This is a genomic window from Pseudomonas sp. H26/SER47-MNA-CIBAN-0231, from assembly GCF_040310465.1.
Lineage (GTDB): Bacteria > Pseudomonadota > Gammaproteobacteria > Pseudomonadales > Pseudomonadaceae > Aquipseudomonas > Aquipseudomonas atacamensis.
Genome location: NZ_JBEOPW010000002.1, coordinates 206,913 through 220,910, shown reverse-complemented (window position 1 = coordinate 220,910; position 13,998 = coordinate 206,913). Strand labels below are relative to the sequence as shown.

Here is a 13,998-nt window from a genome sequence, read left to right as displayed (position 1 = left end):
CGTGACGCTCCGCGTCACTGGACGCGGAGCGTCCCTAGAGGCATTCCCACGCAGAGCGTGGGAACGATCATCCCCGGAGGTGTTTACCCCGGGGGATTTTTATTGCCTGTCAGATCGCCTTCGCGAGCAAGCTCGCTCCCACATGGGAATGCATTTCAAATGTGGGAGCGAGCTTGCTCGCGAAGGGGACGACTCGGTGTCATTTAGAGCTTGGCCGCTGGACGCCCTGGCTTCTTGGTCTGCAACAAATGCGAGAACACCGCATGCAGATCATCCGACGCGCCTTCCTCGTCGAGGTTGAGCTTGCTGTCGATGTGATCCATGTGATGCATCATCAGGTTCACCGCCAGTTCGCCGTCGCGCTTTTCAATGGCGTCGATCAACTGGGTGTGTTCGTCGTACGAACAATGCGAGCGGTTGCCGCTTTCGTACTGGGCGATGATCAATGAAGTCTGCGACACCAGGCTGCGCTGGAAGCTGATCAACGGTGCGTTCATCGCCGCTTCGGCAAGTTTCAAGTGGAATTCACCCGATAGACGAATACCGGCACCACGATCGCCACGGGAGAAGCTGTCGCGCTCGTCGTTGACCATCTGCCGCAGTTCGGAGATCTGCTCGGCCGTGGCGTGCTGAACCGCCAGTTCAGTGATCGCCCGCTCGACCAGACGCCGAGCGAGGAACACTTGACGCGCCTCTTCAACGCTCGGGCTGGCGACCACGGCACCACGATTGGGCCGCAACAGCACCACGCCTTCATGGGCCAGACGCGACAGCGCGCGGCGAATGATGGTGCGGCTGACCCCGAAGATTTCCCCCAGCGCTTCTTCGCTCAACTTGGTACCGGGCGCCAGACGCTGCTCGAGGATGGCCTCGAAGATATGCGCGTAGACAATATCGTCCTGGGTTCCGCTGCGGCCGGCTTTGCCTGCTCGCGGTTGTTTCTTGAGGGGTTGCAACTGTTCGTTCATGGGCACTCGAGTCGGGAAAACTGCGGCGAATAGACCGTGACTGTAATACGGCACAGTAGGTCGCTGGCAAGTATCGCGTAAAAAACAGCGCGATTGTACACAATGAATGGTGGCAACACGACTGTACGGCTGTTTGCGCCTGCGGCTGTATTGCAACGCTGGGTTACGTTTGAGTTTAGGCTTGATCGCAGAATCCGCCTTCTACGCACAATCCCCTTATGTAGGAGCTGCCGAAGGCTGCGATCTCTTGATCTTGCTTCTTAAAATCAAAGTCAAAAGATCGCAGCCTTCGGCAGCTCCTACAGGGGGATGTGTTGTGGCGGACATCTCCATTGGTATAAGGAACACCGCCGTCATGACCGACGCCACCCACGCCCGCCTGCGCCCTCTGGCCGACACCTCGCCTTCCGCCATCGTCGCCGGTTTCATCGCGATGATGACCGGTTACACCAGTTCGCTGGTGCTGATGTTCCAGGCCGGGCAAGCGGCCGGCCTGAGCAGCGGGCAGATTTCCTCGTGGATCTGGGCGATTTCGATCGGCATGGCTGTGTGTTCGATCGGCCTGTCGCTGCGCTATCGCACACCGATCACCATCGCCTGGTCGACCCCCGGCGCGGCGTTGCTGATCACCAGTCTGGGCGGCGTCGGTTACGGCGAGGCGATCGGCGCCTACATCACGTGCGCGGTGCTGGTGACGATCTGCGGCCTGACCGGCAGCTTCGAACGGCTGGTAAAAAAGATCCCGGCCTCTCTGGCGGCGGCTCTGCTGGCAGGGATTCTGTTCAAGATCGGCAGCGAAATCTTCGTCGCCGCGCAACACCGTACCGGGCTGGTGCTGGGAATGTTCTTCACTTATCTGCTGGTCAAGCGCCTGTCACCACGCTATGCGGTGCTCGCGGCGCTGCTGATCGGCACTGCGCTGTCGGGCTTCATGGGGCTGCTGGATTTCAGCGGCTTTCACCTGGAGGTCGCCACCCCGGTCTGGACCACGCCGCACTTCTCTCTGGCCGCAACCATCAGCATCGGCATTCCGCTGTTCGTGGTGGCGATGACCTCGCAGAACATGCCCGGCATCGCCGTGCTCCGCGCCGATGGCTATAACGTCCCGGCCTCGCCACTGATCACCACCACCGGCATTGCCTCGCTGCTGTTGGCGCCGTTCGGCTCCCACGGCATCAACCTCGCGGCGATCAGCGCGGCGATCTGCACCGGCCCGCATGCCCATGAAGATCGCAACAAGCGCTACACCGCAGCGGTGTGGTGCGGGGTGTTCTACGGGATTGCCGGGGTCTTCGGCGCGACGTTGGCGGCATTGTTTGCGGCGTTGCCGAAAGAACTGGTGCTGTCGATTGCCGCGCTGGCGTTGTTCGGCTCGATCATCAATGGCTTGAGCATTGCCATGAGCGAGGTGAAGGAACGGGAAGCGGCGTTGATCACCTTCATGGTCACGGCGTCGGGGCTGACGCTATTTTCCATTGGTTCGGCGTTTTGGGGGATTGTCGCGGGGGTTTTGACGCTGGTGATTTTGAATTGGCGCAGAGCTTAAGATCAAAAGCCCCTCACCCTAACCCTCTCCCAAAGGGAGAGGGGACTGACCAAGGTGCTCGGAAGATATACGCCGACGAGGGATACCAAGTCGAACTCACATCCCGAAAAGCCCACAGATCGGCTCCCTCTCCCTCGGGAGAGGGCTGGGGTGAGGGGCGAGTCCACCATCAAATCCAAGCCGTATCACCTAAACACCAGACGAAAAAAAACGGCGACCCTCAGGTCGCCGTTTTTTCAGTATCACTTGGCCGCGTTGATCGGCTTTTCCGGATACCACACGTCCAGCAGCGGGCTGACTTCGTACTTGGTCAGCTCGGAGCGGTCTTTCAGCCAGGCTTCAACGGCAGCGCGCTGCTCTTCGTTGACCGAGCCACGCTTCTGCAGGCACACCAGACCGAAGTCGTCGCCGCCAACATAACCCAGACCGTTGGCTTCCATGGCTTCTTTGATGAATGCTTCGAGGAAAGCGTCAATGGCTTCTTCGGACAAGTCTTCTTTGAAGTCCAGGTTCAGTTCGAAACCCAGCTCTTGAAATTCATCAACGCACAGTTTTTTGCGCAGACGCTGGGAACGGTTAGTCGCCATTGGAACAATCCTCTTAAGTAATAACGGCCGGCACTTTACCAGTTTAAGCCGGCGATTGCCCGACTCTCTGGTCGCTGCGGCCGACCGCCTGTAAAAAAATAAGCGATTGGCCGGTCGCGACACGGCACAAGCTGTTACAGCTTGGGGCATAATGCCGACACTTTCATGACCACTGAGGGCCTTTTCATCCATGTCCTCGTCTTTTTCCCCCTCTTTTGCAGGGTTTTATTGCATATGATCAAATCGTTGCGTCCACTGTTTCTCGCCGGCCTTCTTCTGCCTCTGGCCCTGCCTGTCTCCGCTGCCACCATCAACACTTCCCTCACCCCGAACGTCGAAAAAGCCCTCAAGGCCAGCAAGTTGCAGCCCACTGCGCTGTCGCTGGTGATGGTGCCGCTCGACGGTCCGGGCACGCCGACCGTGTTCAACGCCGACGTCTCGGTCAATCCGGCCTCGACGATGAAACTGGTCACCACCTACGCGGCGCTGGAAATGCTCGGCCCCAACCATCAGTGGAAAACCGAGTTCTACACCGATGGCGACCTGAGCGGCGGCATTCTCAACGGCAACCTCTACCTCAAGGGTGGCGGTGACCCGAAGCTGAACATGGAAAAACTCTGGCTGCTGATGCGTGACCTGCGCGCCAACGGCGTGACCCAGATCACCGGCGATCTGATCCTCGACCGCAACTTTTTCGTGCAGCCGCAATTGCCGGAATTCAACGATGACGGCAACGACGACAACAAGCCGTTCCTGGTCAAACCCGACTCATTGCTGGTCAACCTCAAGGCCCTGCGCTTTGTTGCGCGCAATGACGGTGGCCGCGTACTGATTTCGGTTGAGCCGCCGATTGCCAGCATCCGCATCGAAAACACCGTCAAGGCGCTGCCGTCCAAGCAATGCACCGGCGGCGTGCGCTACAACCCGGTGCCGCAGGCCGATGGCAGCGTGACCGTAACCGTCGGCGGCCAGTTGGGCGAAGGCTGCAGCTCGCAGACTTACCTGTCGCTGCTCGACCACGCGACCTACACGGCTGGCGCCGTGCGGGCGATCTGGAAGGAACTGGGTGGCAGCATCCAGGGCAAGGATCGTCTGGCACCGACGCCGAGCAGCGCCAAACTGCTCGCCCGCGCGTACTCGCCGGATCTGGCCGAGATCATCCGCGACATCAACAAATACAGTAACAACACCATGGCCCAGCAGCTGTTCCTCAGTCTTGGCCAGCGTTTCCGCAACGATGCCGACGGTGATGACGCCCGGGCTGCGCAACGCGTGGTGCGGCAGTGGCTGGCGAAGAAAGGCATCACCGCGCCGCATCTGGTGATGGAGAACGGCTCCGGTCTGTCGCGGGCCGAGCGGGTCAGCGCGCGTGAGATGGCCAACATGCTGCAAGCCGCCTGGCACAGTCCGTACGCCGCCGAGTACATCAGCTCGCTGCCGATTGCCGGCACCGACGGCACCATGCGCAAACGCCTGAAAACCACAGCGATGCGCGGTGAAGCCCACGTCAAGACCGGCACCCTGAACACCGTGCGCGCGATCGCCGGTTTCAGCCGTGATGTGAATGGCAATACCTGGGCGGTGGTAGCGATCCTTAACGACAAGGCCCCGTTCGGCGCCTCGTCGGTGCTCGATCAGGTGCTGCTGGATCTGTACAAACAGCCGAAACTGCCGCAGACCGCTTCGGTGCTGTAAGCGGATTCTGAAAACACCTTCAAACCCTGTGGGAGCGAGCTTGCTCGCGAAGACGTCAGAACAGTCAATACCCATTGACTGTTCGACCGCTTTCGCGAGCAAGCTCGCTCCCACACTGGTTTTGCGCCAGGCTCAGCTCATCTCCCGCTCAACCCGATCCCGGCCATTCTGCTTCGCCGCGTAAACCCCTGAGTCAGCACGCAGCAGCAGCGCATCCGCGCCCTCCCCCGGGCGCCAGCTGGCGATGCCGAAACTCGCGGTGACCAAGCCGACCACATCTACCGGCGCGCTACGCAAACCTTCCCACAACTCCATCGCCAGCATGTAGGCGTGTTCGCCGTCGATGTCCGGGCACAGCACCATGAACTCTTCACCGCCCAAACGGCAGAACACGTCGGTGCGGCGCAGGCGATGGCCGATCCGCTCGCAGACTGCCTGCAGCACGCGGTCGCCGACGGCGTGGCCGAACTGATCGTTGATGCGCTTGAAGTGGTCGATGTCGAGCATGATCACCGACAGCTCACCGCCGCCACGCTCGACCCGGGCCATTTCGGTGGTCAGGCGTTCCTGGAAATAGCGGCGGTTGTGAATGCCGGTCAGCGAGTCGGTGATCGACAACGCGCGCAATTCTTCTTCCACGCGCTTGAGATCGGAGATATCCGAGATATAACCGTGCCACAGCACTCCGCCGCCCGGCAGCTCTTCCGGTGTCGCCTCGCCGCGCACCCAGCGCAGACCGCGCTCGGGCAGTTGCACGCGGTACTCCTCGCGCCAGGGGCTGAGGTTTTCCGCCGATTCGCGGATCGAGCTGCGCACGCGAATCGCATCCTGCGGGTGGATACGACTGAAGATCGCCTCGGAGTCGAGCAGCAGCACATCCGGCTCCAGCTCGTAGATTTCGCGGATGCCATCGCTGGCGTAGATCACGCTGAAGCGTCCGTCGAATTCCATCTTGAATTGGTAGATGCCACCGGGAACATGGGCGCTGAGCTTCTTCAGCAAAGTGTCGCGTGCTGCCAGCACCTCGTGCACTCGCTTGCGTTCGGTGATATCGATGCAGATCGCCAGATGACCGACCCACAGGCCTTGCTCGTCAAGCACCGGGGTGGCGAGCATGTTCACCGGCAGGTGACTGCCATCGCTGCGCACCAGGGTCCATTCGCGTGCCTCGTGGCCGCCGACTTCGCCGCCCTCGACCAGCATCGCGTGGCAAGTCGGAATACTTTTGCCGTAGCGCGCACTCAACTCGGCCGAACGCGCCGCCAGTTCCCGTGGCAAATGCAGGTTCTCCAGGGTCATGCGCCCGACCACTTCGGCGCTGCTGTAGCCGAGCATTTGCTCGGCGCCGGGATTGAAAGTGTTGATCACCCCGCGCAGGTCGGTGGCAATGATCGCGACCTGAGTGGCGGCATTCAGCACGCCGCGCAACTGACCGTGGGTGCCGCGCAGTTCCTGCTCGCGCTCGTGCAACTCCTGGGTGCGCACCTCGACCAGGCGCACCGCGCGCTGGCGCTGGCTGACCAGCACATAAAGCAAGGCGCTGAGCAATGCGCTGAGCAAGCCACCAAGAATGATCACGCTGCCCACCGACGAATGGTTGGCCTGCATGAACGCTTCGCTCGGCAGGATATCGACCTGATAGTCGTGATCGGCCATGCGCAGCAAGCGCGTCGCTGCCAGATCGCCGGGCACCGCCTCGTTGCTCGATTCGAACAGCGCTTCGTGCTGATCCTGGGTCGACAGGTCGAGAATGCGCACCGACAGGTAATCGTGCAGGGCATCGGGCAGTCCGTCGGCGAGCAACTGGCGCATGCTGATCACCGCCATCACATAGCCGAACGGCTGCGATTCTCCGGCGCGACTGACCGGCGCCAGTAGCAACACCCCACGCGCGTAGGAAGGCTCAATCCCGACCAGATGCATCGGTTGCGACACCGCCATGCTGCCGAGCTGGTCGGCGCGTTGCAGGGTTTCGCGGCGCATGGGTTGGGCGAGCAAGTCGTAGCCCAGCGGTGGCGCCAGTCGGCTTTGGGTTTGCGTGTAGAGCACCGGCACGTATTCGTCGCGCGGCGCCGCCAGTTGCAGCTCGCCCTTGGCGTCGAGTTCGCGAATGGTGAAATTGCTCAGGCCTTCGTCACGCACCTGCTGTTCGAACGCGGCCCGTTCGGCACCGCTGACTCGCGGCGCGTAGGTATAGGCTTGGGTGCGCAGCAATAAGGGTCGAGAGTAACCATCGAATTCAGCGCGGGACACCGATTCGGAGTTGGCGAAGAACCGCCGCAGACTATCGAGACGTTGCTCCTGGTCCTGAAAACGTTCGGCGATGCGGCTGTAGCGTTCGTTGGCCAGCAGTTGGAAACGCTGACGCGATTGTTGCTGAAACTGGTTGAAGGTGCCCCATGCGAGCAGCCCGGTGAGAATCCCGCCGGCAAGCAACACCAGCAAAGCGACCAGCCAGGCTGAGACGTCTTCACTGATGAAACCGAGGATTTTCGGGCGCACGGGGTGCAACGGCATAAGCACGACTCACTCCGCCAGATTTGCGGGAAAACCCCATTGGCGGTGTGTGAGTTATAGCTATTAGCCACTAATTTAGCTAGCACCGCTGGATCCACCGAGCCGTTAAAAATCAACGCTCTGTGGATCCAACCAGTGAAAGCGTCAACGAGCCGTGATTTTCCAGGCGCGGTGGATCTTGGTATTGCGGGCGAAATCCGGATCAATGGTCTGCGCACTGATTTCCTCGACCGCATAACGCTCGGCGAGGTTTTCCTCCAACTGGAACTTGCGGAAGTTGTTGGAGAAATACAGCACGCCACCCGGTGCCAGCCGCGCCATCGCCAAGTCGATCAACTGCACCTGATCGCGCTGCACATCGAAGATGCCTTCCATGCGCTTGGAGTTGGAGAACGTCGGCGGGTCGATGAAGATCAGGTCGTACTCGTCGCGGCTGCTTTCCAGCCACGCCATCACATCGCCCTGCTCCAGACGGTTCTTGTCCGAGAAGCCGTTCAGCGACAGGTTGCGCCGCGCCCAGTCCAGATAGGTTTTCGACAGATCGACGCTGGTGGTGCTGCGCGCGCCGCCCTTGGCCGCGTGCACGCTGGCGGTCGCGGTGTAGCAGAACAGATTGAGGAAGCGTTTGCCGGCCGCTTCTTTCTGGATACGCATGCGCATCGGCCGGTGATCGAGGAACAGGCCGGTGTCGAGGTAGTCGGTGAGGTTGACCAGCAACTTCACGCCACCTTCATTGACCTCGACAAACTTGCCCTGCGCCGCCTGACGCTCGTACTGCTTGGTGCCGCTCTGCCGCTCGCGGCGCTTGACCACCACACGGTTCTTGTCGACGTTCAACGCCTGCGGAATGGCCGCCAGCGCATCGAACATGCGCGCCGAGGCTTTTTCCGGGTCGATGGATTTCGGCGCGGCGTATTCCTGAACGTGCACCCAGTCGTGGTACAGGTCGATGGCCATCGCGTATTCCGGCATGTCGGCATCATAGACGCGGTAGCAATCGATGCCTTCGCGCTTGACCCACTTGCCCATCGCCTTGAGATTTTTCTGCAAGCGATTGGCAAACATCTGCCCGCCTTCGCTCAGGCGCGGTTGTTCGATCACTGGCGCCGGGGCTGGCGTCGGCTTGATCGGGTTGCCGTTCTTGTTGAACTTGCGCTCTTGCGGCTCGTCCGGGGTCTGATCGTAAGCCGCTTGCTCGCGCTCGGCCTGACGCTGTTCCGGAGTGCGACGTTCGCCAGTGACGAACTGATCCGGCAGAACCTTGATCAGCAGCAGTTTGCACGGCAGCGCGCCGTTCCAGAACGAATACTGTTTGTGGCTGCGGATACCCATGCGCTTGCCCAGATCCGGGGCGCCGGTGAACACCGCCGCTTCCCAGTTCAGGCAGGCCTGACGCAGACGCTCGCCGAGGTTCTGGTAGAGATACAGCAGGCTGGCTTCGTCACCGAGACGCTCGCCGTACGGCGGGTTGCAGATCACCAGGCCTTTCTGGTTCTGGTCCGGGCGCGGCTCGAAGGTCGCCACTTCGCCCTGGTAGATCTTGATCCACTCGCTGAGGCCGGCACGTTCAACGTTGTTGCGGCCTGGCTGAATCAATCGTGGGTCGGCTTCGTAACCGCGAATCCACAGCGGCGGTTTGGCCAGACCGGCGGCGGCACGCTCGACGGCTTCTTCATGGAGTTTTTTCCACAGTGCCGGCACGTGACCGAGCCACGCGGTAAAGCCCCACTGCTCGCGACGCAGGTTCGGCGCCATGTCGGCGGCGATCATCCCGGCTTCGACGAGGAACGTACCGACACCGCACATCGGGTCAGCCAGTGCGCCGCCTTCGGCAGCAATACGCGGCCAGCCGGAACGGATGAGGATTGCCGCCGCGAGGTTTTCCTTCAGCGGCGCCGCACCCTGCTGCAAGCGATAGCCGCGCTGGTGCAGGCTGTGGCCGGAGAGGTCGAGGGACAGAATCGCTTCGCCGCGATCCAGACGCAGGTGAATGCGCAGGTCCGGGTTGAGTTTGTCGATGGATGGACGATCGCCCTGCGGCGTGCGCAGTTTGTCGACGATGGCGTCTTTGACTTTCAGCGCGCCGAAGTGGGTGTTGTCGATGCCCGAACCGTGGCCGCTGAATTCGACGGCCAGGGTGCCGTCGCTGAGCATGTGATCCTGCCAGTCGATGTCGAGCACGCCGTGGTAGAGGTCTTCGGCGTCCTTCATCGGGAAACGCTTGAGCACCAGCAACACACGGTTGGCCAGACGCGACCAGAGGCACAGACGATAGGCGGTTTCCATGGTCGCCATGCCACGCACGGCGGAGGTGTGCTCGCGCGCTTCTTCAAGGCCAAGCCCGACGGCTTCCTCGATGAGCAGGCCTTCAAGGCCTTTGGGGCAAGTGAGGAAGAGTTCGAAACGATCGGACATGGTAATTCCAGAGCCTTTGGCTAGTGGGCCGGCAACGCATTGCCGACCCGGTTTTCAATCAGGCGCTTTTCTGAAAGAGCGCCCGCGTGGCACGAAGGTGTGCCGTTCCATCCCCGCTGCTCGGGTTAAAAGAGCTTAGATGCCGGGACAGATAAAAAAGTTGGTGCAACAAAAAGACTGAAAGCGACCCTTCGTCGAATATTATCCAAGCGCAAACGTGGGTCATTCTCACTAAAGGACTAACCCCCTGAGTCAGCGGGGCGCCGATCATACCGGGGTTTGCGCATTGAACGTTGAATAAATACGCGGTTACTTATCGCCATAGCATCCTTTACGTTACGTGCTTATGACAAAACGATCATTCCCTCGGTGTGACTCATTGGTTAGAACTGAGCACAGGTTGACGTCGCAACGGCGTCAACACCTTGGCTCGCCACGCCGGCAGCGAGCCGCACGATGGCAGGTTTTTTCTGCCAGACCTCAATTGAGGTCAACGCGACACTACAGTCAACAAGTGAGGGAAACACCCTATGAGAAGACTTAAGCGTGATCCGTTGGAAAGAGCATTTTTGCGCGGATATCAATATGGCGTTGGTGGCAAATCCCGTGAGCTTTGCCCATTTACTCTACCGTCGGTACGTCAAGCCTGGATCAACGGCTGGCGAGAAGGACGCGGCGACAACTGGGACGGTATGACCGGCACTGCGGGAATCCACAGACTCAACGAACTTCACGCCGTCGGCTGACACAGGGCATTTATTCCGACACGACAATCTGAATTTGCAATGAACTAACCACGCACGTCCTTCCCGGACGGCGGGCTACGGCCCAGGGGCTCCTTCGAGGAGCCCTTTTTAATGCCTGCAAAAAGGGTTAACCGGGAGCCACGTGGCGAGGGGATTTATCCCCGCTCGGCTGCGCAGCAGTCGCGAAGTCGGAATTTCAATTTAACTGGCATATCAATGTGCAAGGTTTGGGGCTGCTGGGCAGCCCAGCGGGGATAAATCCCCTCGCCACAAAGGCTCCCACAAGGCCTCCGCAATCCTCAGCGCAACGCGGCGATGGCGTCTACCGATTCACGAATCAGCGCCGGGCCTTTGTAGATGAAGCCCGAATAGATCTGCACCAGGCTCGCGCCAGCGGTAATTTTCTCCGCCGCGTGTTTGCCCTCGGTAATCCCGCCCGCAGCAATGATCGGCAAACGCCCGACCAATTCGCTCGCCAGCACTTTCACGGTATGGGTGCTCTTCTCACGCACCGGCGCACCCGACAGCCCGCCCGCCTCGTCGCCATGCTCCATGCCTTCGACGCCGATACGGCTCAAAGTCGTATTGGTGGCGATCACCGCGTCCATGCCGGTTTCGATCAATGCCTGGGCAACCTGCGCAGTCTCTTCGTCGGTCATGTCCGGCGCGATCTTGATCGCCAGCGGCACATGCTTGCCGTGACGCAGGGCCAGTTCGGCGCGACGGGTGGCCAGATCAGCGAGCAATTGCTTGAGCGAGTCACCGAACTGCAGGCTGCGCAGGCCCGGGGTGTTTGGCGAGCTGACGTTGACGGTGACGTAGCTGGCGTGAGCGTAAACCTTGTCCAGGCAGATCAGGTAATCGTCGACCGCACGCTCGACCGGGGTATCGAAGTTCTTGCCGATATTGATCCCCAGCACGCCCTGGTATTTTGCCGCAGCGACCCGCGCCAGCAGGTTGTCCACACCGAGGTTGTTGAAACCCATGCGGTTGATGATCGCCTCGGCTTCCGGCAGGCGGAAGATTCGTGGTTTCGGGTTACCCGGCTGCGGACGCGGGGTCACGGTGCCGATTTCGACAAAACCGAAACCCAGTTGCGCAAAGCCATCGATGGCCGCGCCGTTCTTGTCCAGACCTGCCGCCAGCCCTACCGGGTTCGGAAACTCCAGCCCCATGACGGTCACCGGCATTTTCGCCGGCGCCTTGCACAGCAAGCCGTTGAGGCCCAAACGTCCACCCGCGCCGATCAGATCCAGCGACAGATCGTGGGAGGTTTCCGGGGAAAGTTTGAACAACAGCTGACGGGCCAGGGTGTACATGGGCGGCAATGACTCGGGCGGCGAAAAGAGGCGGCGATTATAGCCGGGCATCGTCCCCCGGCGCGAGGCGCCTGCGCGAATCAGGCGACTGGCATATGCCTTGCACCACCCCGCTCATCAGTCTGCCGACCAATGACGGCGCGCAGGCCAGGACAATGGCGTCGTCCCCGGGTTTTGCTTGCGCAGAATCCGGGACGACGTTTTTTTTGAGGTAGCGTATGAACGAAACGTCCTTGGGGCCTCTGGCCTGGGTCAATGGCAGCGATGCGCCGGAAAAGAGCGCGATCGATCTAGGCTTCATGGCGCTGAGCGACTGCGCCTCGGTGGTGGTCGCCGCCACTCAGGGCTTCGCCCAGCCCTACGGCCTGACCCTGAACCTCAAGCGTCAGGCGTCATGGGCCAACTTGCGCGACAAGCTGGTCAGCGGCGAACTGGATGCCGCGCACAGCCTGTACGGGCTGATTTATGCGGTGCACCTGGGCATCGGCGGCGTCGCCCCGACCGACATGGCAGTGCTGATGGGCCTGAACCAGAATGGCCAGAGCCTGAACCTGTCCCATGGTTTGCAACAGGCTGGCGTGAACAGTCCTGAAGCGCTCGATCGGCATGTGCACCAAAGCCGCGCAAAACTGACCTTCGCCCAGACCTTCCCCACCGGCACCCATGCGATGTGGCTTTATTACTGGCTGGCGAGCCAGGGCATTCATCCGTTGCAGGACGTCGACAGCGTGGTGGTGCCGCCGCCGCAAATGGTTGCGCACCTGCAAGCCGGGCGCATCGACGGTTTTTGCGTCGGCGAACCGTGGGCGGCCAGCGCCGTGCAGCAGAATCTCGGTTTCACCCTGGCGACCAGCCAGAGCATCTGGCCCGACCACCCGGAAAAAGTCCTCGGCTGCACCCGCGAATTCGTCGAGCAATATCCCAACACCGCGCGGGCGCTGGTCATGGCCATCCTTGAGGCCAGCCGCTTCATCGAAGAGAGCCCGGAAAACCGCCGCAGCACCGCGCAATTGCTCAGCGCCACCGAATACCTCGACACCCCCGCCGCGTGCATCGAGCCGCGTTTCATGGGGGATTACGCCGACGGCCTCGGCAATCGCTGGCAGGATCCGCATGCGCTGCGTTTTCATGGCGATGGCGAGGTCAATCTGCCCTACCTTTCCGACGGCATGTGGTTCATGACCCAGTTCCGTCGCTGGGGTCTGTTGCGCGAGGATCCCGATTATCTGGCCGTCGCCCGCCAGGTTCAGCGCCTGGATTTGTACCGCGAGGCAGCGAGCGCTGTCGGTATTGCGGCTTCGCACGCAGACCTGCGCAGCAGCCAGTTGCTCGATGGCAAGGTCTGGGACGGCAGCGATCCGGCGGGCTATGCGCGCAGTTTCAAACTGCACGCGCTGAACGACGATGCCCCCCTTCTCGCCCGCCGCTGACAGGAGACCGCGAACATGTTGCGCATTCTGCTGATCAACGACACCGCGAAAAAAGTCGGACGCCTGAAAGCGGCGCTGACCGAGGCCGGCTTCGAGGTAATCGACGAGTCCGGCCTGACCATCGACCTGCCGGCGCGCGTCGAAACGGTGCGCCCGGACGTGATCCTGATCGATACCGAGTCACCGAGCCGTGATGTCATGGAGCAAGTGGTGCTGGTCAGCCGCGACCAGCCCCGGCCGATCGTGATGTTTACCGACGAACATGACCCGGGGGTGATGCGTCAGGCGATCAAGTCCGGGGTCAGTGCCTACATCGTCGAAGGCATTCACGCACAACGGTTGCAGCCGATTCTCGACGTGGCGATGGCGCGCTTCGAGAGTGACCAGGCCTTGCGCGCGCAATTGCAGGCCCGTGACCAGCAACTGGCCGAGCGCAAGCGCATTGAACTGGCCAAGGGTTTGCTGATGAAGATGAAGGACTGCAACGAGGAACAGGCCTACACGCTGATGCGCCGCCAGGCGATGAGCCGCCAGCAGAAGCTGATTCAGGTGGCGGAGCAGATCATTGCCATGAGTGAGTTGCTGGGCTGAAGTTTTCGCTGCAAATCAAGAGCCCCTCACCCTAGCCCTCTCCCGGAGGGAGAGGGAACCGACCGCGTTGTCTGGCGCTGTCCGCCGACCTGAACGACCGAGTCGATTATGGATTCACTCGAAATCGTTCAGATCGGCAAATGATGCGGCCATCCCCCGCTCGGTTCCCTCTCCCTCTGGGAGA

Annotated in this window: 10 protein-coding genes; 5 read left to right on the top strand and 5 right to left on the bottom strand. The window is 61.1% G+C overall.

Features of this window, described 5'->3' with window-relative positions; translation table 11 throughout:
• Positions 1 to 203: 203 nt before the first annotated feature.
• A complete protein-coding gene (locus tag AAEZ10_RS03875; protein WP_350567787.1) occupies positions 204 to 968 on the bottom strand; it encodes a GntR family transcriptional regulator in 765 nt (254 codons plus the stop codon).
• A gap of 355 nt (positions 969 to 1,323) precedes the next feature.
• Here AAEZ10_RS03875 and AAEZ10_RS03870 point away from each other — a divergent pair, with 355 nt between their 5' ends.
• Complete coding sequence (locus tag AAEZ10_RS03870) at positions 1,324 to 2,514, top strand: benzoate/H(+) symporter BenE family transporter (protein ID WP_350567784.1); 1,191 nt, start codon at positions 1,324 to 1,326, stop codon at positions 2,512 to 2,514.
• Positions 2,515 to 2,756: 242 nt separating this feature from the next.
• On the opposite strand, the gene AAEZ10_RS03865 is transcribed toward AAEZ10_RS03870, so the two are convergent.
• Positions 2,757 to 3,101, bottom strand: a complete 345-nt coding sequence (locus AAEZ10_RS03865; protein WP_071171591.1) for a YggL family protein — start codon at positions 3,099 to 3,101, stop codon at positions 2,757 to 2,759.
• 234 nt (positions 3,102 to 3,335) lie between these two features.
• On the opposite strand from AAEZ10_RS03865, the gene dacB reads away from it, so the two are divergent.
• Positions 3,336 to 4,796 (top strand): D-alanyl-D-alanine carboxypeptidase/D-alanyl-D-alanine endopeptidase, encoded by a 1,461-nt coding sequence (dacB, locus tag AAEZ10_RS03860; RefSeq protein ID WP_039763007.1) that lies wholly within the window; start codon positions 3,336 to 3,338, stop codon positions 4,794 to 4,796.
• A 132-nt stretch (positions 4,797 to 4,928) separates the two neighbouring features.
• On the opposite strand, the gene AAEZ10_RS03855 is transcribed toward dacB, so the two are convergent.
• Both AAEZ10_RS03855 and rlmKL read right to left on the bottom strand, forming a co-directional pair.
• A complete protein-coding gene (locus AAEZ10_RS03855; RefSeq protein WP_350567780.1) occupies positions 4,929 to 7,313 on the bottom strand; it encodes a sensor domain-containing diguanylate cyclase in 2,385 nt (794 codons plus the stop codon).
• 144 nt (positions 7,314 to 7,457) lie between these two features.
• On the bottom strand, positions 7,458 to 9,728 hold the full coding sequence (rlmKL, locus tag AAEZ10_RS03850) for a bifunctional 23S rRNA (guanine(2069)-N(7))-methyltransferase RlmK/23S rRNA (guanine(2445)-N(2))-methyltransferase RlmL (RefSeq protein WP_024012311.1): 2,271 nt from the start codon (positions 9,726 to 9,728) through the stop codon (positions 7,458 to 7,460).
• A gap of 530 nt (positions 9,729 to 10,258) precedes the next feature.
• Between rlmKL and rmf the strand changes: the two genes are divergently transcribed.
• The gene (rmf, locus tag AAEZ10_RS03845; protein ID WP_003223300.1) at positions 10,259 to 10,474 is read left to right on the top strand and encodes a ribosome modulation factor; all 216 of its coding nucleotides are present in this window, start codon (positions 10,259 to 10,261) and stop codon (positions 10,472 to 10,474) included.
• A gap of 299 nt (positions 10,475 to 10,773) precedes the next feature.
• On the opposite strand, the gene AAEZ10_RS03840 is transcribed toward rmf, so the two are convergent.
• Entirely contained in the window at positions 10,774 to 11,793 is a 1,020-nt protein-coding gene (locus tag AAEZ10_RS03840) for a quinone-dependent dihydroorotate dehydrogenase (protein WP_350567775.1), read from the bottom strand.
• 218 nt (positions 11,794 to 12,011) lie between these two features.
• Here AAEZ10_RS03840 and AAEZ10_RS03835 point away from each other — a divergent pair, with 218 nt between their 5' ends.
• Together AAEZ10_RS03835 and AAEZ10_RS03830 are read left to right on the top strand one after the other, a co-directional pair.
• Positions 12,012 to 13,223 (top strand): CmpA/NrtA family ABC transporter substrate-binding protein, encoded by a 1,212-nt coding sequence (locus AAEZ10_RS03835; protein WP_350567772.1) that lies wholly within the window; start codon positions 12,012 to 12,014, stop codon positions 13,221 to 13,223.
• A 15-nt stretch (positions 13,224 to 13,238) separates the two neighbouring features.
• Complete coding sequence (locus tag AAEZ10_RS03830) at positions 13,239 to 13,814, top strand: ANTAR domain-containing response regulator (protein ID WP_056784167.1); 576 nt, start codon at positions 13,239 to 13,241, stop codon at positions 13,812 to 13,814.
• The last annotated feature ends 184 nt before the right edge of the window (positions 13,815 to 13,998 follow it).

Bases quoted from the DNA above. Each gene is read 5' to 3' on its own strand.
- AAEZ10_RS03855 (WP_350567780.1), bottom strand. From the start codon at position 7,313: ATGCCGTTGCACCCCGTGCGCCCGAAAATCCTCGGTTTCATCAGTGAA.
- AAEZ10_RS03870 (WP_350567784.1), top strand. From the start codon at position 1,324: ATGACCGACGCCACCCACGCCCGCCTGCGCCCTCTGGCCGACACCTCG.
- AAEZ10_RS03875 (WP_350567787.1), bottom strand. From the start codon at position 968: ATGAACGAACAGTTGCAACCCCTCAAGAAACAACCGCGAGCAGGCAAA.
- rmf (WP_003223300.1), top strand. From the start codon at position 10,259: ATGAGAAGACTTAAGCGTGATCCGTTGGAAAGAGCATTTTTGCGCGGA.
- AAEZ10_RS03835 (WP_350567772.1), top strand. From the start codon at position 12,012: ATGAACGAAACGTCCTTGGGGCCTCTGGCCTGGGTCAATGGCAGCGAT.
- dacB (WP_039763007.1), top strand. From the start codon at position 3,336: ATGATCAAATCGTTGCGTCCACTGTTTCTCGCCGGCCTTCTTCTGCCT.
- rlmKL (WP_024012311.1), bottom strand. From the start codon at position 9,728: ATGTCCGATCGTTTCGAACTCTTCCTCACTTGCCCCAAAGGCCTTGAA.
- AAEZ10_RS03865 (WP_071171591.1), bottom strand. From the start codon at position 3,101: ATGGCGACTAACCGTTCCCAGCGTCTGCGCAAAAAACTGTGCGTTGAT.
- AAEZ10_RS03830 (WP_056784167.1), top strand. From the start codon at position 13,239: ATGTTGCGCATTCTGCTGATCAACGACACCGCGAAAAAAGTCGGACGC.
- AAEZ10_RS03840 (WP_350567775.1), bottom strand. From the start codon at position 11,793: ATGTACACCCTGGCCCGTCAGCTGTTGTTCAAACTTTCCCCGGAAACC.